Origin of the sequence: Halolamina pelagica (genome assembly GCF_900115675.1) — an archaeon.
GTDB classification, from domain to species: domain Archaea; phylum Halobacteriota; class Halobacteria; order Halobacteriales; family Haloferacaceae; genus Halolamina; species Halolamina pelagica.
The window spans coordinates 263,312-282,435 of the sequence record NZ_FOXI01000002.1 but is presented as its reverse complement, the minus strand read 5'-3'; the positions used below and the strand labels follow the sequence as shown (position 1 = coordinate 282,435).

The 19,124-nt window shown below is 70.6% G+C and carries 20 protein-coding genes; 10 read left to right on the top strand and 10 right to left on the bottom strand.

The window, feature by feature from the left end; translation table 11 throughout:
- Positions 1-23 precede the first annotated feature (23 nt).
- Complete coding sequence (locus tag BMZ83_RS04080) at positions 24-1,190, top strand: thiolase domain-containing protein (RefSeq protein WP_074875901.1); 1,167 nt, start codon at positions 24-26, stop codon at positions 1,188-1,190.
- Positions 1,187-1,597 (top strand): OB-fold domain-containing protein, encoded by a 411-nt coding sequence (locus BMZ83_RS04075; protein ID WP_074875899.1) that lies wholly within the window; start codon positions 1,187-1,189, stop codon positions 1,595-1,597. The genes BMZ83_RS04080 and BMZ83_RS04075 overlap by 4 nt, the downstream gene beginning before the upstream one ends.
- Here BMZ83_RS04075 and BMZ83_RS04070 read toward each other — a convergent pair whose 3' ends face one another.
- Positions 1,598-2,350, bottom strand: coding sequence for a DUF7547 family protein (locus tag BMZ83_RS04070; protein WP_079990107.1), 753 nt, complete (start codon positions 2,348-2,350; stop codon positions 1,598-1,600).
- 90 nt (positions 2,351-2,440) lie between these two features.
- Between BMZ83_RS04070 and BMZ83_RS04065 the strand changes: the two genes are divergently transcribed.
- Positions 2,441-2,728: a DUF7111 family protein gene (locus tag BMZ83_RS04065; RefSeq protein WP_074875895.1), complete on the top strand. Its 288-nt coding sequence runs from the start codon at positions 2,441-2,443 to the stop codon at positions 2,726-2,728.
- A 48-nt stretch (positions 2,729-2,776) separates the two neighbouring features.
- A complete protein-coding gene (locus tag BMZ83_RS04060; RefSeq protein ID WP_079990106.1) occupies positions 2,777-4,495 on the top strand; it encodes a phospholipase D-like domain-containing protein in 1,719 nt (572 codons plus the stop codon).
- A 57-nt stretch (positions 4,496-4,552) separates the two neighbouring features.
- Here the strand turns inward: BMZ83_RS04060 and BMZ83_RS04055 are convergent, their stop codons facing one another.
- Entirely contained in the window at positions 4,553-6,493 is a 1,941-nt protein-coding gene (locus tag BMZ83_RS04055; protein WP_074875893.1) for a DHH family phosphoesterase, read from the bottom strand.
- 129 nt (positions 6,494-6,622) lie between these two features.
- Between BMZ83_RS04055 and BMZ83_RS04050 the strand changes: the two genes are divergently transcribed.
- From BMZ83_RS04050 to BMZ83_RS04035, 4 genes are all read left to right on the top strand, one after another.
- The gene (locus tag BMZ83_RS04050; protein ID WP_074875891.1) at positions 6,623-7,123 is read left to right on the top strand and encodes a Mov34/MPN/PAD-1 family protein; all 501 of its coding nucleotides are present in this window, start codon (positions 6,623-6,625) and stop codon (positions 7,121-7,123) included.
- Entirely contained in the window at positions 7,120-7,569 is a 450-nt protein-coding gene (locus BMZ83_RS04045; protein WP_074875888.1) for an adenylyltransferase/cytidyltransferase family protein, read from the top strand. The genes BMZ83_RS04050 and BMZ83_RS04045 overlap by 4 nt, the downstream gene beginning before the upstream one ends.
- Before the next feature lie 82 nt (positions 7,570-7,651).
- The gene (locus BMZ83_RS04040) at positions 7,652-9,052 is read left to right on the top strand and encodes a heme o synthase (protein ID WP_074875886.1); all 1,401 of its coding nucleotides are present in this window, start codon (positions 7,652-7,654) and stop codon (positions 9,050-9,052) included.
- Between the two features lie 2 nt (positions 9,053-9,054).
- Positions 9,055-9,729: a DUF7546 family protein gene (locus tag BMZ83_RS04035; RefSeq protein ID WP_074875885.1), complete on the top strand. Its 675-nt coding sequence runs from the start codon at positions 9,055-9,057 to the stop codon at positions 9,727-9,729.
- 12 nt (positions 9,730-9,741) lie between these two features.
- Here BMZ83_RS04035 and pyrI read toward each other — a convergent pair whose 3' ends face one another.
- From pyrI to BMZ83_RS04015, 4 genes are all read right to left on the bottom strand, one after another.
- Positions 9,742-10,203: an aspartate carbamoyltransferase regulatory subunit gene (pyrI, locus tag BMZ83_RS04030; protein WP_074875882.1), complete on the bottom strand. Its 462-nt coding sequence runs from the start codon at positions 10,201-10,203 to the stop codon at positions 9,742-9,744.
- On the bottom strand, positions 10,196-11,119 hold the full coding sequence (gene pyrB / locus BMZ83_RS04025; RefSeq protein WP_074875881.1) for an aspartate carbamoyltransferase: 924 nt from the start codon (positions 11,117-11,119) through the stop codon (positions 10,196-10,198). The genes pyrI and pyrB overlap by 8 nt, the downstream gene beginning before the upstream one ends.
- Positions 11,120-11,226: 107 nt before the next feature.
- Complete coding sequence (locus BMZ83_RS04020; RefSeq protein WP_074875879.1) at positions 11,227-13,005, bottom strand: DNA mismatch repair protein; 1,779 nt, start codon at positions 13,003-13,005, stop codon at positions 11,227-11,229.
- 34 nt (positions 13,006-13,039) lie between these two features.
- Positions 13,040-14,617: a thiamine pyrophosphate-binding protein gene (locus tag BMZ83_RS04015; protein WP_074875877.1), complete on the bottom strand. Its 1,578-nt coding sequence runs from the start codon at positions 14,615-14,617 to the stop codon at positions 13,040-13,042.
- Between the two features lie 79 nt (positions 14,618-14,696).
- Between BMZ83_RS04015 and BMZ83_RS04010 the strand changes: the two genes are divergently transcribed.
- Positions 14,697-15,077: a hypothetical protein gene (locus BMZ83_RS04010; protein ID WP_074875875.1), complete on the top strand. Its 381-nt coding sequence runs from the start codon at positions 14,697-14,699 to the stop codon at positions 15,075-15,077.
- On the opposite strand, the gene BMZ83_RS04005 is transcribed toward BMZ83_RS04010, so the two are convergent.
- Together BMZ83_RS04005 and BMZ83_RS04000 are read right to left on the bottom strand one after the other, a co-directional pair.
- Complete coding sequence (locus tag BMZ83_RS04005; protein WP_074875873.1) at positions 15,078-15,536, bottom strand: DUF6691 family protein; 459 nt, start codon at positions 15,534-15,536, stop codon at positions 15,078-15,080.
- Positions 15,533-16,069: a YeeE/YedE family protein gene (locus BMZ83_RS04000; protein WP_074876162.1), complete on the bottom strand. Its 537-nt coding sequence runs from the start codon at positions 16,067-16,069 to the stop codon at positions 15,533-15,535. Before BMZ83_RS04000 ends, BMZ83_RS04005 begins: the two co-directional genes overlap by 4 nt.
- A 66-nt stretch (positions 16,070-16,135) precedes the next feature.
- Here BMZ83_RS04000 and BMZ83_RS03995 point away from each other — a divergent pair, with 66 nt between their 5' ends.
- Positions 16,136-17,434, top strand: a complete 1,299-nt coding sequence (locus BMZ83_RS03995; protein ID WP_074875871.1) for an MFS transporter — start codon at positions 16,136-16,138, stop codon at positions 17,432-17,434.
- A 26-nt stretch (positions 17,435-17,460) separates the two neighbouring features.
- Here BMZ83_RS03995 and BMZ83_RS03990 read toward each other — a convergent pair whose 3' ends face one another.
- Positions 17,461-17,742, bottom strand: coding sequence for a hypothetical protein (locus BMZ83_RS03990; protein ID WP_143076883.1), 282 nt, complete (start codon positions 17,740-17,742; stop codon positions 17,461-17,463).
- Between the two features lie 214 nt (positions 17,743-17,956).
- Complete coding sequence (locus tag BMZ83_RS03985; RefSeq protein WP_074875867.1) at positions 17,957-19,108, bottom strand: acyl-CoA dehydrogenase family protein; 1,152 nt, start codon at positions 19,106-19,108, stop codon at positions 17,957-17,959.
- Positions 19,109-19,124: the final 16 nt, after the last annotated feature.

The following is a 19,124-nucleotide window of genomic DNA, read 5'->3' as shown; positions in this document are numbered from 1 at the left end:
CGACCCGCGGCCGGCCCCCCGGTATGGACCGAGTCGCCATCGTCGGCGCGTCGATGACCCCCTTCGGCGACCGCGAGGGGGAGTGGCTCCGCGACCTGCTCGCGGAGGCCGGCGCCGAGTGTCTCGACGACGCCGGCGTCGACGCCGATGCCGTCGACCACCTGTACGTCTCGAACATGGCCAGCGGCGAACTGGAGGGACAGACGGGCGTCCCGAACATGCTCGCCCACGACCTCGCCGCCCAGCCGGCCTACACCGCCCGGATCGACCAGACCTCCTCCTCGGGCGGCGCCGGCATCTACGCCGCGTGGCAGTCGGTCGCCTCCGGCGCCAGCGAGACCACGCTCCTGGTCGGCGGCGAGAAGATGACCCACAAGACGACGGGCGAGGCGACGGACGTGATCGCCTCCCTCACCCACCCGGTGGAGTACAAACACGGGGTCACGCTCCCCTCCTTCGCCGGCCTGACCGCACGGCTCTACCTCGATTCGTACGGCGCGCCCCGGGAGAGCCTGGGGAAGGTCGCGGTCAAGAACCACGAGAACGGCGTCGACAACCCCAAAGCGCAGTTCCGGAAGGAGGTCGACCTCGACACCGTCCTCGAATCGCCCATCGTCGCCGACCCCCTGCGGCTCTACGACTTCTGTCCGATCACCGACGGGTCGGCGGCGCTGCTGTTCTGTCCCGAGTCAGTGGCCCGGGAGATCACCGACGAGTACGTCGTGGTCAGCGGCGTCGCGGGCGCGACGGACACTCACGTCGTCCACGAGCGCGCGGACCCGACGACGATGCGCGGCGTCGTCGAGTCGAGCGAGCAGGCCTACGAAATGGCCGACCGCGCCCCCGAGGACGTCGACTTCGCGGAACTCCACGACATGTTCACCATCCTCGAGTTCCTCCAGTTCGAGGACCTCGGCTTCGCCGAGAAGGGCGAAGGCTGGAAGGCCATCGAGGAGGGCCGGACCGAACGCGACGGCGACCTCCCCATCAACACCTCCGGCGGCCTGAAGTCGAAGGGCCATCCCCTCGGCGCCTCGGGCGTCGCACAGGCCGTCGAAGTGTACGAACAGTTACTCGGCGAGGCCGGCGACCGCCAGCTCGACGAGCCCGAAGTCGGGCTGGCCTGCAACGTCGGCGGCTTCGGCAACTGCGTGACCACCACCATCCTCGAAACCCCGGAGGCAGAATGACTGACCAGAACGACGACACGACCGACGCAGAGACCGGCCACCCGGAGATGACCGCGTACCGCTACCCCGACGGCAGCGTCACCTACCCCGGCCACCCGCGGGGACCGGACGGTGAGGAGCCGGTCGGCACCGTCGACCTCAGCGAGTACACCGCCGAGGTGGTGACCTGGACCACGTCGACGGCGACGCCGCCGGGCGTTCGCCAGCCCAACCACCTCGCGATCGTGGAGTTCGACGTGGACGGCCGGCCGGTCCGCGCGCTGGGGCAACTCGAAACCGGGGACATCGACATCGGCGACGCGGTCGAACCCGTCCACGTCGAGGAACTCCGCGACCCCGAGGCGGGGATCCGCGAGCCCGAGAGTCAGGCGTGGGACGGGTTCCGGTTCCGCCCCGTCGAGGAGTAGCTACTCCGGCGCCGTCCCGTCGGCGTCGTCGTCCCCTTCGCTCTCGCCACCGTTCCCCTCGTCCGCTCCCCTGACCTCCTCCCGGATCGAGTCGAGTTCGGCGTCGACGTCCGGCCCCGGGGATTCCGCGGATTCATCGGTCGTGTCCGCTTCGCGTCGGTCATCCCCGCTCGCGTCCGCACCGTCGATGTGGACGGCGTCGTCCGGCTGCTCGGCCGCCCGCTCCGGACGCGCGCCGTCGACGCGGTCGCCCGCCTCCCGGAGACGATCCTGGATCTCCGCGGAGAGCGACTCGGCCTCGGCCAGGAGTTCCCGAGCTTCGGGGTCGGGCGCCTCGGTCCCCGCGAGTGCGTCGTTCAGTTCGTCGAGGCTGTTCGCGAGACGGTCGGCCGAGAGCCCGCGACCGGCGTCGAGCGCGCGGCTGACGGCGCCGTCACCCTCAACGCCACCGGGGACTGCCGAGCGCTCCGGGTCGAGCGCGCGCAGCGCCGCCCCGCCGAGTTGGAGCAGTCGGATGTTCGCTTCCAGGATGGAGACGAGCGTGGGGATGGTGTACTCCTCGGTGAAGCGCAGCACCTCACGGAGTCGTGGCGGTCGGGGGGCAGGTCGGCCGCCGCCCGGAAGCCCGCGCGGGATCCGCGGCACGTCGCGTCGGTCGTCGTCCACCTCGCTGCGGAGGTCGACGAGCGTCGACTCCAGGTCCGCGAGGAGCTCCCGTAGCTCCTCCGAATCGGGGTCGCGGCGGTCAGTCATAGTTCCCCGTAGGGGCCGCCGACCCATAAGCCTGCACCGCGGGACGCCGACACCGAGGGTTCTTACTCGCGGGCTCCCGAACCGCCGGCCATGACCGACCACCAGGGCGCGACCGAACTGACGGCGGGCGACGTGACCGCCCGGTACGTCGAGGAAGCTGGCGAACGCCGACTCGACTTCGAGCGCGAGGGGCGGACTGCCTCGATCGCCCAGAACGTCGACGGCTACGCGATGCTGAAAGTCAGGACCGGCCCCGGAGGCGACGAACTCGAACGCTACTACGGCTTCGACATGGCGCTCGACCACGTCGCGGAACTGCTCGGCGTGGGCGTCGACGACCTCCCCGTCCCCGATCCCGCCGCGGACATGGGGATGTAGCGATCGGTCCGGCGAGAGTTTATCAAGGATCGGGGGACCACCCCGCCCGTGGCGCGACAGCACCACTCGAGCGACCGCCGCCGGGGACGCGAGTCCCGTCAGTGGCTGACTCCCGTCGCGAGTCTGCTCCTCGGTCTCGCGTTCGTACTCGCACTCGCGAGCGTCGGCGGGGTCGCCGCCGACGGCGCCCCAAGCGGTTCCGCGCCCGTTTCGCCCCCACCTGTCGGGGCCGGGAACACCTCCAACGGCTCCGCCGTCGTCCTCGAACTCTACCCCGACCCAGTCCGGAACGGCGACACGGGCGAGTACGTCATCGTCGAACTCCCTCACGTCGGGAACTGGAGCGTCTCCGACGGCGAATCGACGGTCCGGCTGCGAAACCGGTCGGGACGGGTCCTCGTCACCCCCGAGCCTGTGATCGTCGGCGATCACGTCGGCGCCGAGACGGCGATCGTCGAGGGCTCGTTCGCGCTGGCGAACACGGGCGAGACGGTCGTGCTCCGACGCGACAACGAGACCGTCCACCGCGTCCGCTACGAGGAGACCGAGGAGGGCGAGCGCTATCTCCCCGCCGTCGACGAGTGGCGTCCGCGCGGCCTCGACCCGCGATCGCCGATCGCGACTGGCCCAGCCAACGCCACCGCGTTCTTGCTCCCAGATTCGCCCGAGGTGCCGCTCTCGACGCTCCGGAGCGCGAACGAGCGCCTGCTGCTCGCAGGCTACACGTTCACTTCCGAGCGCGTCGCCGACGCACTCCTCGCCGCGGCGTCACGCGGCGTCGACGTGCGGGTGCTGGTCGAGGCCGAACCGGTCGAGGGCCCCTCGGCGCGCCAGGCACGCCTGCTCGACCGCCTCACTGCCGCGGGCGTCGACGTTCGCGTCGTCGGGGTCGGCGCCAACCGATTCAGCTACCACCACCCGAAGTACGCCGTCGCCGACGGGCAGGCGCTCGTGCTCTCCGAGAACTGGAAGCCAGCGGGCGTCGGCGGCGCGTCGAGTCGCGGGTGGGGGGTCCGCGTCGAAAACGGCACGACCGCCGACGAACTCGCTACCCTGTTCCGGAACGACGCTGACGCGGCCGACACCAGCGCGTGGGAGACGTTCCGCCGGAACCGACAGTTCGAGTCGATCCCGGCCGCGAACGGGAGCTACCCCACCGAGCAGGCTCCGGCCAACGTCACGGCGACGAACGTGACGCTCCTGACCGCGCCCGGCAACGCGGAGTCCACACTGATCGCGGCCATCGACGCGGCCGAGGCGCGCGTCGACGTGCTCCAGCCGAGCCTGGGTCGTCAGGACAACGCGCTCGTCCGCGCGACGCTTCGGGCGGCCCAGCGCGGCGTCGAGGTCCGGATCCTTCTCTCGGGGGCCTGGTACGTTGCCGAGGAGAACGAGGCGCTGGTCTCGTGGCTGAACGACTGGGCCGCGCGCAACGACGCCCCGCTATCGGCTCGCGTCGCCGAACCCGGCGGCCGGTACGAGAAGATCCACGCGAAGGGGCTGCTGGTCGACGACGACCTCGCGGTCGTCGGCTCGCTCAACTGGAACGAGAACAGCGCGACCCGGAACCGCGAGGTTGCGCTCGCGCTGCACGGACCGGAACCGGTCGCGTACTACCGCGAGAGCTTCGACGCCGACTGGGCGGGCGGACGTGGGGGCGGGAGAACGTGGCTGTTCGCCGCGGGCGCCGTCGCCGCGGTGCTGGTCGCCGGACTCGTCGCGACGCGGTCGCTCTCGTTCGCGGCGGTGGAGAAGTGGGAGGGGTGATACCCGGTGACTGAGCGGGTCTCAGTCCTCCCGTCCGGGCGACCCTCGCCGGCCGGGTCAGTCGTCCAGCGCGGCGGCCGTCGAGGAGAGCGCTTCGTCGATCTCGGCCTCGCCCATCTTCTCGACCAGCGCGTCGATCACCTGCTCGCGCCGCCCCTTCACGAACTTGATCGAGCCGACGACGAGGTGGCCGCCGCCGGAGACGCCGGCGCCGGGCAGCTCCTCGTTGAGTTCCTCGACCATCTGGGGGATGTCCAGCCGCACACCGTCGCTCCGGAGGACGGCGAAGTCCGGCCCGTAGCCGATCGTGATCACGGGATCGCCCGTCTCCTCGACTTTGGTGTCGTGGAGTTCACCGGTGGTCTTGCCCGGCGCGGGGTAGGTGAAGCGGTGGGCCCACTGATCGAGGTCGATCCGGTAGAGGTGGGCGTCGCTCTCGAGCGTCTCGTGTTCGACGTGGTTCTCGACGGCGTCGAGCTGTTCGTCGACGTCGCGTGCGGCCCGCGAGGACAGGAAGTCGACCAGTTCCTCGTGGCGATCCCGGTCGTCACACCCGACGTTGAGCACGTCGTTCACGACCGAGTGGCCGCTGGAGTACCGCAGGAAGTGGGCGGCGTAGTCGAGCGCCTCGCCCACGTCGTCGAGGTCGTCACGGTCGTACCCCTCCTGGGCGGCGAGTTCGACGTAGTCGCTCATCGCGTCGGCCCGGGAGCGGTCCGAGACCCCGGCGACCGCCGGCACGTGCCGGAGGGCGTCGGTGATCCCCGGGTCGATCATCCGCGCGAGTTCGACGCACATCATCCCCGTGGTGATGCTGTAGTCCTCGTCGTGGAGGTAGGGGTTGACGTGGGCGTCGAGCAGCGGGTTCACCGCCTCCGGGTCCGGGTGGTGGTGGTCGACGACGGCGATGGGCATGTCGTAGTGTGCGAGGTTGCGGTACGCCGGGGTGTCCTCCTCGGTGCTCCCGTTGTCGAGCATCAGCAGGAACGGGAGCTGCTGGCCGTGACGGGCCCGGCCCTCCAGCGCGAAGTTGAGGTCCCGGGTCACGTCCTCCATCTCGTAGAACGGCGCCTTCGCGGGGAGCCGCTTCAGCAGGTGGCGGCCGGCGTCGGGGTCGGCGTGGACCTCCTGGATGAAGCTCTCCAGCGCGCGCTGGACGGGAATCGCGGCGCACATCCCGTCGCCGTCCGCGTGGTGACGCACCCGGATCGGGCGGCCTTCCAGCACCGTCCGGCGGAGCAGGCGCGCGAGGTCCTCGAGATCGCCGTGGAGCTTCTCGAACGCGGGCCACTCGACCAGCGGCTCGACGCTCTCGGGCCCGGCGCGCTCGGTACGGGCCTCGTCGAGGCGTTCGCGGGCCGCGTCAGCCTTCTCGCCGTCCAGTACGGTCACGTCCTCGACCTCCAGTTGCTTGACGCCGTCGTGGAGGCCGACCTCGCCGGTGACGCGGGCAACGTCACCGATTTCGGCTTCGGGGTAGGCGCGTACGCCCGCCTCCTCGAACGCGGCGGCGGCGACGATCCCCGTCTCGTCGCCGACGTGGAAGATCGTCGGGCCGCCCGTCTGTTTGATCTGAGTGAGTTCGCCCTCGACGGTCACCGTCTCGCCCCGGCTGAGGTCGTCGACGACGGTGATCTCCGGCTCGTGTTCGACGCTGACGACCCGGTTGTCGGCGGGGTCGACCTCCTCGAACGCGAGGTCGCCGTTCTCCCGGATCTCGGTCAGGCCGACGACCAGCTCGTCGCCGACCGCGTACTCGCCGTCGAGGCCGGACTCGTGGACCAGCCCCGAGACGTTGTCCGACACGTCGACGAAGACGCCGTAGTCGACGACGCCGTTGACGGTCACGAGGTAGCGCGCGCCCTCCGCCACGTCGTCGATCGTACAGTCGTCGTCGAGATCGTAAACCACGGTCGCGTCGTCGGGAACATCCCGACGGGCCGAGGGCGAACCGCCCTCGGCGGTGCCGGCGTCCTCGCCGGCGGAGTCGTTAGTCATACGGAAAACTCGGCGGTCGCCGGTGTTAAGTCTTCCAGTTCGGACCGCCTGCACCCGCCGAACCGCCCGCTCGGCGCCGACGGCTCCGTCCCGGAATCCTTAGTTGGCGTCGTCCCCCAGTTCGGGGAAATGGGACTGTCCCGGTCGGGCGACGTTGTCGGCATCGCCGACGACGCCCTCACGTTCGCGCTCGAAGCGTCCCGCGAGAGCCACCCCGACGAGTACATGGGGCTGCTGCGCGGGGAACCCGCCCGCGAGTTCGACGTCGACCACGACGGCCTGCTCGTGACTGACGTGCTCATCATCCCCGGCACGGAGTCTAACCCAGTGAGCGCGACGGTCAAGACCAGCATGGTCCCAAACGACTTCTCCTCGGTCGGCTCGATCCACTCCCACCCCAACGGCGTGCTCGAACCCTCGCAGGCCGACCTCGCGACGTTCGGCAAGGGTCAGGTCCACATCATCGTGGGCCACCCCTACGGCCGCGACGACTGGGTCGCGCTGGACCGCGAGGGGAAGCGCCGCAGCCTCCCGGTGTACGACGTGGAACTCGACGACCCGGAGGACTTCTTCGACTTCACGCAGGCGGACATCGACGCCGAACTGGGCATCGACGGTGACGAGCCATGAGCGGGGAGTCGGACGGGAAGCGGCGAGCGGTCGCACAGGGCACCTTCGACCTGATCCACCCAGGGCACGTCCACTACCTCCGGGAGGCCGCGGCGACGGCCAACGAACTCCACGTCATCGTCGCCCGGAGTTCGAACGTGTCGCACAAGGCGGACCCAGTGCTCTCCGCACGCCAGCGCCGGGACGTGGTCGGCGCCATCGACGCCGTCGACGAGGCCCACCTGGGCCACGAGTCGGACATCTTCGTCCCCATCGAGCGCATCGACCCGGACGTGATCGTGCTGGGCTACGACCAGCACCACGACGAGGCGGCGCTTTCTGCCGCGCTCGCGGACCGCGGGATCGATTGCGAGATCGACCGTGCGGGCCCGCGCGACCCGAAGTACGAGGAGGAGTTGCTCTCGACGGGGAAGATCGTCGACCGCGTCCTGGAGCGCCGAGGGTAAGCGATCCCTCCGACCCACGGCCGGTTCCCGCGTTCGAGGCAAACGCGAAGCGGATAAGTATCGGCGGGCGCAACTTCGCGTAGTGAGTTCCGACCGCCAGTTCGCCGGCTTGCTCGCGGCGACCGCGATGGGGGTGTACCTCCTCGTCGCCATCGGTGCGACCACGGCGGTAACCGACGCCGCCACGGCGTGTCGCGGCTGGCCCGCCTGCGGGGCCGGCTTCGGCGTCCCGACCACCGCTGACGGCTGGTTCGCCCTCGGCCACCGCGTCGCCGCCTTCGCCGTCGGCTTGCTCCTCCTGGGCACCGCCGCCATCGCGTGGCGTCGCGACGAGTCCCGGCGCGTGAAGGCGTCGCTGCTGTTCGCGCTCGTCCTGTTCCCGCTCCAGTCGGGGCTGGGCGCCGTGATCGCCACGACCAGCGTGACGGCGACCGCGGCCGTCTCGACCGTCCACCTCGCGATCGGCGTCGTCATCTTCGGCGGCGTGCTCGCGGCGCTCGCGTGGGCGCTCGAGGCGGCCACCGGCGACCCCGACGACGAACCGACCGACCCCTTGGCGGACGGCCCGGGTCCCGTCGACGACTCCCCGTCGCCCGACCTCCCGGCACCCGGCTGGCCCCGGACGAAGGCGAAGCTGGCTGCCTACGCCCGCCTGACCAAGCCCCGCCTGATGTGGCTGCTCTGTCTCGTCGCCTCGGCGGCGATGGCGCTGGCCGGCGGCCCCAACTTCACCGTCCCGGTCGTCGCCAAGACGCTCGCGGGCGGCGCGCTCGCGATCGGCGCCTCCGGGACGTTCAACCACGTGCTCGAACGCGACGTCGACCGCCGGATGCAGCGCACCAGCGACCGCCCGCTCGCGGTCGATCTGGTGCCGGTCCGGAACGCCGTCACGTTCGGCCTCGCACTCGCGGCGATCTCGGTCGGCCTGTTCGCCTCGATCAACCTGCTCGCGGCGGTGCTGGGGCTGACCGCCATCGCGTTCTACAGCGTGGTGTACACGCTGATCCTCAAGCCCAACACCGTCCAGAACACCGTCATCGGCGGCGCCGCCGGCGCGCTCCCCGCCCTGATCGGCTGGGCCGCGGTCACCGGCGAGGTGGGCTGGGGCGGTCTCGGACTGGCGGCGATCGTGTTCCTCTGGACGCCCGCACACTTCTACAACCTCGCGCTCGCCTACAAGGACGACTACGCGGCCGGCGGCTTCCCGATGATGCCCGTCGTCCGCGGCGAGACGACGACGCGGCGACACATCGTCTGGTACCTCGGCGCGACGCTCGCGGCGACGGCGGCGCTGGCGCTCGCGGCCCGGCTCGACTGGCTGTTCGTCGCGTTCGGGATCGCGCTCGCGGGGCTGTTCCTCTGGACGGTCGTTCGCCTCCACTTCGAGCGCACCGAGGAAGCGGCGTTCCGCGCGTTCCACGCCTCGAACGCCTATCTCGGCGGCGTGCTGCTCGCCGTCGTGCTCGACACGCTCCTCGTCTGAGGATGCAGGCCTTCGACACCCCGCGGATCGACGACCTCCCCGAACCGCGGACGGTCCTACTCTGGACCGCCGTCCTCTACGTCGAGGTGATGGCGCTGACCGGCTACTGGCTGTTCGGCGACACCGCCGCGGTCACGAGCCCCCGTTTCGCGCTGTACGGGCTGCTCTGGATCAACGTCTCGCTGTGGGCGTTCTACCGGACCGACGTGCCCGACGCGAGCACGACCGCGGTCCGTCGCGCGGCCGTACTCGCGCTCGGCTACCTCGCGGTGCTCGCGTACACCGGCGGCGTCGTCGCCCCCGGGATCCCGGCGACGTTCGACTACACCGCCGGGTTCTCGGTGCTCTGGCTCCCCCCGGGCTGGGGGCCCGCGGTCACGTTCAAAAGCGAGGTCGTCCGGCTCATCCTGATGCCCGCGAAGATGGTCGGCTACCTCGCGCTCACGTACCTCGTCTTCGTCACGGTGCTGGACGTGTCCAAGTCGGCTGTATCCGGGCTGCTGGGGCTGCTCTCCTGTGTCTCCTGCTCGTGGCCGATCCTGGCGTCGGTCGGGGCGGCGGCCTTCGGCGGCGGCTCGTTCGTCGCGGTGGCGACGACGACCTACGCCTACGACGTGTCGACGGCGGTGTTTCTCGTCACGATCGCGTTGCTGTCGTGGCGACCGTCGTTCCGGTAGCGGGCGGCCCGATCAGCTGACGGCGAGGTGATCGGCGATCCCCTCGCGGATGATCTCCTCGCAGTAGCGACACCGGAGCCCGTCGTCGAGCACGTCGAAGCGGGTGGTCACCGGCTCGTCGGCGTTGGTGATGCAGCTGCTGTTGGGGCAGGCGAGCACGCCCGCGACCGACCCCGGGCGCTCGACGCGTTTCTTCTCGACGACCTCGTACTCCTGGACGATGTTCACCGTCGCCCGCGGGGCGATCAGCGAGAGCACGTCGACCTCGGCCTGGGAGAGTTCGCGCTCCTCGACTTTCACCACGTCCTTCGTGCCGAGGCGGTCGGAGGGAACGTTCATCGCGACGCTGACGCCGGTTCCCTCGCTGCCGTCGATCCCTAGGAGGGCGAGCACGTGGAGCGCGCTGCCGCCGGTGATGTGGTCGAGTACGGTGCCGTTGCGGATCTTCGAAACGCGGAGTTCGTGGTCACTCATGGTTCGAGAGCAGGAGGTCGAGCAGCGCCATCCGGACCGGGACGCCGTTGTGGGCCTGCTCGAAGTAGTTCGCGTCGTCGGTGTCGTCGATCTCCGGGTCGATCTCGTCGACGCGGGGCAGCGGGTGCATCACCGTCAGGTCGTCGCCGGCGGCCGCGAGCGTCTCGGCGTCGATCTGGAACTGTCCGGCGACTTTCTCGTACTCGTCCTCGTCGGGGAAGCGCTCGCGCTGGATCCGGGTGACGTAGAGCACGTCGAGTTCGGGGAGCACCTCGTCGAGTTCGGTGTGCTCCCGCACCTGCGCGCCGGCCTCGTGGAGGTCGAACCGGACCGAGCGCGGCAGGCGGAGCGACTCGGGGCTGACGAAGTGCATGTGGGCGTCGAACTCCGTCAGGGCGGTCGCCAGCGAGTGGACCGTCCGGCCGTACTTCAGGTCGCCGACGATGCCGATGGTGAGATCGTCCAGCCCCGCGGCCTCGCGGATGGTGTAGAGGTCGAGCAGGGTCTGACTCGGGTGCTGGCCCGCGCCGTCGCCCGCGTTGACGACGGGCACGTCGACGAACTCCGAGGCCATCCGGGCGGCGCCCTCCCGAGGGTGGCGGAGCACGATCCCGTCGGCGTACCCCTGGATCACCCGGACGGTGTCGGCGAGGCTCTCGCCCTTCTTCACCGAGGAGGCGTCGACGCCGCCCATGTCGACGACGTCGCCGCCGAGGCGCTTCATCGCGGTCTCGAAGGACATCTTGGTTCGCGTGCTCGGTTCGTAGAAACACAGCGCGAGCACCGTCTCGGGGTACCGGGCCGGGAGCGGGTCGCCCGTTGCCAGCGCGGCGTCGAACTCGGCGGCGCGGTCGAGCACCCGCTCGACGTCCGCCCGCGAGAGTTGGCCCGCGGCGACGAGGTGGTCCTGACGCATCAGTCGAGAGAGCGATGGGCACGACCTTGAATCTCTCGGCTCGGGGACCTCGGGCAGTATCCACGTCGATGCGGCCAGAACGGGGCGGGGTTTCGAATCTCGAAACGTCAGCCCTGCCACTCGGCGTCCGAGAGCGTCCGCTGCACCGCCTCCTCCCCCACTGCGGCCGCGATCGAGCGGAACGCCGCGCGCTCGTCGCGGTCGCTCGCGTTCGCGACCAGCCGCGAGACGATGAACTCCGGGGTCGAGCGCCCGACCGTCCCGAACCGTGGCTGGTAGTCGACGCGCAGGTCGAGATCGTCGGTCAGCCCCTCGGCGAAGATGCCGTCGATGCGGGCGGTGTCGGGCAGGGGCGCGAGGTCCTCGGCGAGGTGGGTGACGAACACGCCCAGCGCGCCGCGGTCGACGGTCAGGTCCACCAACCCGTTCAGCAGGTCGGCGGCCCGCCCCGGTTCCGTGATCGCCTCGAACTCGTCGACGAGCATCAGCGCGCGCCCCTCGCCGGTGAGGGGCGGGACGACCGAGCGCAGCGTCGACTCCAGCACGCCCGCGTTGAACGAGGCGTGGCGGCGGTGAAACACGATCGCGTCGAACCGGCCGACCTGGGCCTCCTCGGCCGGGACTGGCAGCCCCATCGACGCCAACAGCGCGACCCCACAGAGCGTCTCCAGCAGCGTCGTCTTCCCGCCGGAGTTCGCACCTGTCAGAACTGCCACGCGGTCGCCCGAGGGCGGGTCGGCGGCGCGGGCGCCACCCGACACCGAGTGGTCGCCGACGCCGTAGCTGACCGGCTGGGTCTCGCCGTCGATGAAGAGGTTCCGCGCCTCGCGGACCGCCAGCCCGTCCGGGACGAGCGTCGGCCGGGTGAGGTCGTGTTTCGCCGCGAACCGGGCGAGCGAGAGATCGAAGGCGAGTTCGTCGACCGCGTCGACGGCGGCCTCGATCTCCCCGCCCGCGGTGTCGAGCGTCTCCCGAAGTTCGCCGGCGACGACGGCCTCGCGGTCGGCGACCTGGCCCTCCAGGTCCGCCACCAGCGCACGCAGCGTCGCCGAGACGAAGTCAGTCTCGTCGCGGGCCTCGTCGGGCGCGACCGCCCTGACCTCGCTGGGGGTGACGCCGGTCTCCTCGGCGACGTAGGAGATCACGGCGCTCTGGAACTCCTCCAGCGAGCGCACGCCCTGCCCGCGGACGGTCTCCAGCACGTCCAGCGCGGCGTCGTCGAGCCGCCGGGCGGCTGTGAGTTGAGTCCGGAGTCGGTCGAGCTGGTCGTCGGCGCCCTCACCGACCGAGAGCGGTTCGTCGTCGCCCCCGGCGCCGAACTCGCCCTGCACGGCGCCCAGCGCGTCGACGGCGTCCTCGAGCGCGTCGGCGTCGAGGTCGGCGAGGCGCTCGAACGGGCCGCCATCGCTCGCCCCCACCTCGCGGAGGTCGAGTGCCGCGTCCACCGCCGCGCGGCGACCCGCGCCGGCCTCGTCGTAGCGCTCGAACGTCGCGACGACGGACTCACGGCCGTCGTCGTCCAGCCCAGACCAGACCTCGCGGGCGGCGTGGATGCGGTCGAGCCGGTCCGCGGCGGCCGACCGGCTCGACAGCGGCGTGAGCACGCGGATCCGGTCGGCGGCGCCGTCGGTCAGCGCGTCCCGTGCGGCCAGTTCCAACAGGTCGCCGTACACGTCCCGGGCGTCGCCGGTGCCCAGCGTGTCCAGCCCGGCCGCGCCCGTGGCCCGCCGGAGGATCCGGGTCGCCCGCCCCCGCGAGAGGCCGGCGTCGACCAGCGTCCCAACGTCGGCGGACTCGACGGCGCGCACGGCGCGCTCGACGCCCAGTTCGGCTTCGAGCAGGTCGGCCGTCTTCGGGCCGACGCCCCAGTACTCCTGCAGTCGCATGGGTGGTGGTGTGGCCGGGGGCTCTTGAGCGTTGTCAGAACTCGACGGGGATCTCGATCAGCGTCGGTCGGTCGCGGTCGAACGCCGCCGACAGCGCGCCGGGCAGTTCGTCGGCGACGGCCCCGAACTCGATCCGGCGCGCGGCCGCCCCGAAGCTCTCGGCCAACTCGACGAAGTCGGGGTTCTCGATGTCGGTGGCCATCGTCCGACCGTAGTCCCGGCGCTGCACGTCCTCCAGGATGTCGTAGGAGTCGTCGTTGCAGAGGACGATCGGCACGCCGAGGTCGTACTGTACGGCGGTCGCGAGGTCGCCGACCGTGAACAGGAACCCGCCGTCGCCGACCAGCGAGACCACCTGTCGATCGCTCCCGATCGCGGCCCCGAAGGCGACGGGCGGGCTGAACCCCAGCGTGCCGAACCCACGGGGGAAGAGGAACGACCGCGGCGCGCCGGTCGGGAACCGCGTCCGCGCGGCGTAGCTGACCTTCGTCATGTCGTTGACCACCACCGCGTCGTCGTCGAGCGCCTCCCGGAGCACCGCGAGCAGGTGATGTCGGTCGTCGGCCGCGTCGACCGAGAGCGGTTCGGGCCCGGCGTCGGCGGCCTCCCTCGGCCCGTCGAAGCGCAACCCCCGCTCGCTCGCGCGCTCGTGGATCGCAGCCAGCGTCGTTCCCGCGTCGCCGACGATCCCCAGTGCTGTCTCGTGGTTGTTTCCGAAGTTCGTTGGGTCGATGTCGACGTGGATCAACTCGTCGGGGAACGGCGTGTCGGCGCTGTCCTGTGCGCTGAGTTCGGTCCCGGCCGCGAGCACGAGGTCGCGTGTGGCGACGAATTCGTCGGCCGGGTCGTGGCCGAGCGCCGTCGCGACACAGCAGTCGTGGCCGGCGGGGACGACGCCCTTGCCGGCCGCGGTCGTGATCACCGGGATCTCCGTCTCGTCGACGAACGATCGCACCGTCTCTGCGGCGTCGACGGTTCCGCCGCCGACGACGAGCAGGGGTCGCTCCGCGTCGGCGAGCATCCCGACCGCCTCCTCGACGCGCTCGGTGTCCGGCCCCGGTGGGGCGGCGGCCTCCCCGTCGATCAGTTCGACCGGTTCCGCGCGCTCGAGCACGTCAGTCGGGATCTGGACGTGGACGGGGCGAGGACGGTCAGTCTGCAGGTGCTCGAACGCGTCGGCGATCGTTCCGGGCACGTCGGCGACGCGGTCGACGTGGTAGCTCTCGGCGGCGACGGAGGCCATCACGCCCTGCTGGTCCTTGAGTTCGTGGAGGTGGCCCTTCCCCCGGCCCGCCTCGTTCGTCGCGTTCGTCGTCGAGATCACCAGCATCGGCGAGGAGTCGGAGTAGGCCTGGCCCACCGCTGTCGCGACGTTCGTCAGCCCCGGTCCCGTGATCACGAGGCAGACGCCGACCCGGCCGGTCGCCCGGGCGTAGCCGTCGGCCGCGAACCCCGCCCCCTGCTCGTGTCGGGTCGTGACGTGGTCGATCCCGCTGTCGAGCAGCGCGTCGTAGATCTCCAGCGTGTGCACGCCCGGGATGCCGAAGGCCACGTCGACGCCCTCGCGCTCGAGCTGTGCGACGACGGCCTCGCCACCAGTCAGTCTGTTCATACGTCTTACGGGACGCGTGAACCACCGTAGTTCTTTCTCCGACCGCAGTTTTTTGCGGCCCGCGCTGGAGTGGTCCCCCATGAGCGAACTCGACGCCGAGCCGATCCACACCGCGCTCGCGGACCGGCTCGGCACCGCGCTCCGGGGGGTGATCGTCTACGACGGCACGGGGATCGACCACTCCCTCCGGGCGGACGTTGCGGACCAGTACACCGAGGAGGCGGTCAGGTCGTTCGTGGACAACAGCATCGTCCACCAGCTCGACGCGCCGACCGTCGAGGAGTCGTTCGAGCTGGGCAGTCTCGAGGCCGTCGTCCGCACGTTCGAGCGCTCGTGGGTCGTCCGGGTCGCCGACGGTCCCAAGCGGGGCTGTCTGTTCTCGGTCGAGCGCGACGAGGACGTGACGATGGCGGCCGTCGAGGACGGGATCGAGATCGTGCAGGACGTACTCCCGGAGTAGTCAGTCGCTGAACCGGTCCCGGGCGATCCCCTGTCCGTAGGCGCCGACGAACATGCCCGCGATCCCCGCGAGGATGGGCCAGTTCCCGATCCCGACGCTGGCGTAGGCGGCGCCGGGACAGATCCCCGAGATCCCCCAGCCGACGCCGAAGACGACCCCGCCCAGTAGCACGTTGCTGTCCAACGTTTTTCGCCGCAGTTCGTACACACGCTCGGTCAGCGGCGCACGCTTCCCGCTCCGGGTCGCGAGGTGGAAGACGGGCCCGGCCACCAGCGCCGCCCCGCCCATCACGAACAGCAGGCCGAAGTCCTCGAACTGGAGGAAGTCGAGCACGACCTCGGGGCGGGCCATCCGCGAGACGGCGAGGCCGGCGCCGAAGACGAGGCCGCCGACGAACACCAGCGGCATGAACAGTGGGTGCCGGCCGCCGCCGTCGTCTGCGTGCCCGTTCCCGCTCATGGTCGGACCCCCATCGCCAGCAGCAGTTGGGAGGTGCCCGCGGCGACGAGCACGAACGTCGCGACGTTCAACAGCGACGCGTCCGAGAGCGATCCGACGCCGCAGATGCCGTGTCCGGAGGTACACCCTTTCCCGACCCGGGTGCCGACGCCGACGAGAACGCCGCCGACGAACAGCCGCGTCGCCGAGACCTCGGTGACGAACCAGTCGTCGCCCGAGAGTGCGGTGTAGGCGGTGGCGCCCAGCACGATCCCGGCCGTGAAGACGAGTCGCCAGTCGCGCGACTGGACGAACCGGAACTGCTGGAAGCGCTCGCGGTCGGAGACGTACGAGAGCGTCGACTCGAGGAACGTGCTCGCGCCCGCCGCGATCCCCGTCCCGAGGTAGATGGCGACCGTCGCGAGGCCGATCAGGAGGCCGCCGAGTAGGTAGTGCAGGACGCCGTTGGGAAACAGCGTCGCGAAGTCCAGAGCCATGCGTTTTCTCCGTCCCCGACGGGTTTGAACGTCCCGGCACCGGGGGACGAACCACACTCCATCCGACACGATCGGCTTCGCCGGAACCCCCACCGATAAATCCCGTCTCGTTCTGGGTCCGCCGTGCCCCGGTTCTCGCTCGACGCCGTGCGAGGCTTCGACCGCGCGGTGTACGTCGTCGCCGCCGGCCAGTTGCTGAACGTGTTCGGCTCCGGGCTGGTCTATCCATTCGCGACCATCCACTTCCACCTGGAGATCGGCATCGCGCTCTCGCTCGTCGGGTTGGGACTGCTCGTGAAGAACGTCAGCACCGCCGTCGCGACAACCGTCGGCGGCTACCTCGCCGACCGGATCGGCCGCAAGCCGGTGATGGTGGCGGCGATGGCCGGCAACGCCGTCACGCTGGCGGGCTACGCGTTCGTCCCCGCGATCGCCGCCGCGGTCGGACCGCTCGACCCGGCGGGGGCGTTCATCGGCGTCTCCGCGCTCGCGGGCGCGACGAACGGGCTCTACACCCCGGCCGGTCAGGCGTACATCGCCGACCTCACCGACGGCGCCGAACGCGACCGCGCCTACTCGCTGTTGAAAGTCGGCAACAACGTCGGCTTCGGGACGGGCTTCGTCGTCGGCGGCCTGCTCTACGAGTGGGCGGAGGTGACCGTGTTCCTCGCCGACGGCGCGACCTCGGCGGTCGTCGCCGTCGTGCTGTTCGCGCTGGTGCCGCGGATCCACGCCGGCCAGCGAGACGTTGCGCTCCGGGACTCGGTGGGCGACTGGGGGTCGGCGATCACCAAGCGCCGCGTGCTCGGCCTGGCGGCGCTGAACCTCTGCTTCGCGGTGCTGTACGCCCAGATGCAGACCACCGTCCCCGTCGTCGCCGAGGCGGAGTTGGGGCTGTCGTCCTCGGAGATCGGGACGCTGTTCGTCCTCAACCCGCTGACGCTGGTGCTGCTCCAGATACCGCTCGTCGACGCCGTCTCGGACTGGCGGCGCACTCGTGGGCTGCTGTTCTCGGTCGGCTTCTGGGCGGCGTCGATGTTCGTGGTCTGGCTGGTCTACCTGCTGGATCTGGGTCCGGCCGCGGCGGGTCGGCATCCGCTGCTGGCTGCCGGCGTCGTACTGGTCGGCCTCCATCTCGTGGCCCGAACCATCGGCGAGGTGTTGCACTCGCCGATCTCCACGTCGCTGATGAGCGCGCTCGGGAGCGACGGCGAGCGCGGGGCGCAGTTGTCGATGCTCGAGGTCGCCAAGCGTGCCGGGTTCGGTATCGGCTCCTTCGTCGGCGGCGTGTTCTTCGACTACGGGTTGGCAGCGTGGCTCTGGCCGTCGCTGATCGGGGTCTGTGTGGTGCTGGGTCTGGGGCTACTGACGTTCGAGCGCACGCTGTCGCCGGTGGAGAACGGGGTCGCGACGGAGGGCTAAGGGGCTCGGCGTGGCGCCCGCGCGACTCAGTTACTCGAGATGCTCGGGCCGACACTCGGCGTGGGCATGTCGGCGCCGACGCCCTCACCGACGTACCAGACGAGCGCGGCGACCCCCGGCGCGACGAAGGCCCCGGCGGTGAACAGCGCCGAGGGGAGATCACCGTGGGCGTAGTGGAGCCTCGCGAGGTTCGACCAGAACAGCGTCCAGACGACCAACCCCACGGCGATCGCGACGGTTGTTGCCACGTCGACGATGCGACTCGCGGCGGCCGACGCCGAGTCGAGCGCGTTCCGATGCGCAGGCATCGTCAACATACCGACCTCCGAGCCTTGTGAAAGTTTGATAAATTTAGTAACTGATACGGCGGAGAATACCCGCGTAACGGCGCAAAAACTGCCTCGTTGGCGACGTGTTCGGCGGAGGATCCGGCGATTGCCAGCCGTCTTGGCTACACACAGCCACGGCGTCCGCTCCGGGCCGACGACACGGAGGTCGTCGGCGGTCGCCAGCCGTGGCTGGTTAGCGCGGCGTCTGCCGGTAGATCAGGTTGCGCTGGATCTCGTTCGCGCCCTCGTAGATCACCGGGATGCGCACGTCGCGGTACACCCGGGAGATACGGCGGTCCGCGAAGATCGACCGGCCGCCGTGGAGCTGCATCGAACGCTCGGCGGCGTCGACGGCCGTCTCGGTCGACTTCGTCTTGGCCATCGCCGCCCAGTAGCCGGGGTTGTCGTGTTCCTTCACCTGCCGCGCCGCGCGCCAGTTCAGCGTGCGGGCGGCCTGGAACTCCGTCTGCATGTCCGCGAGGATGTGCTGGACCGCCTGGAACTCGTTGATCGTCCGGCCGAACCCCTCACGCTCGTGGACGAACGCCTCGGCCTCCTCGATGGCGGCGGCCGCGAGCCCGAGCCCGTGGCCGCCGACGACGACGCGGCCGTGGTTGAAGAAGTCCGCCAGTGCGTAGAACCCGCCGCCCTCCGTGCCGACGAGGTTCGCCTCGGGGACCCGGCAGTCGTCGAAGACGATGTGACCCTGCTTCGACGCGCGCATCCCCATCTTCTCGGGGATGTGCTCGGCCTCGTACCCCTCGGAGTCGGTCTCGACGATGAACAGCGAGTAGTTGCCGTAGCGGTCGTCGCGGTCGCCGGTCTTCGCGTAGACGGTGAGCCAGTCGGCCTCGACGGCGTTGCCGACCCAGTACTTCTCGCCGTTGAGCACCCACTCGTCGCCGTCCTTCTCCGCGCTGGTGGTCATCCCCGCGAGGTCGGAGCCGGTGTCGGGCTCCGAGACCGCGAGCCCCGAGATCTGGTCGTTCTGGGCGACCGGGCGGAGGTACTGCTCGTGTTGCTCCTCGGTGCCGTACTGTTCGACCAGTTCACAGCCGAAGGAGGCCAGCATCAGCGTCAGCCCGATGCCGGCGTCGGCGCGGAAGAACTCCTCGCCGATCGCGAGGATCTGTTCGACGTCGAACCCCCGCCCGCCCAGTTCCTCGGGCAGGTCGGCGGCGACGAGGCCGGCGTCCATCGCCGCCTCCAGCACGTCCCACGGGTACTCGCCCGACGAGAACTTCTCGGCCGCGACGGGTTCGATCTCCGCCTCGGCGAACGCTCTGGCCTCGGCTTTCGCCTCGCGTGCGTGCTCGGGGACGGGCCCCTCGTCGAGTAGGTCCATACGGGCTGATGGCGGC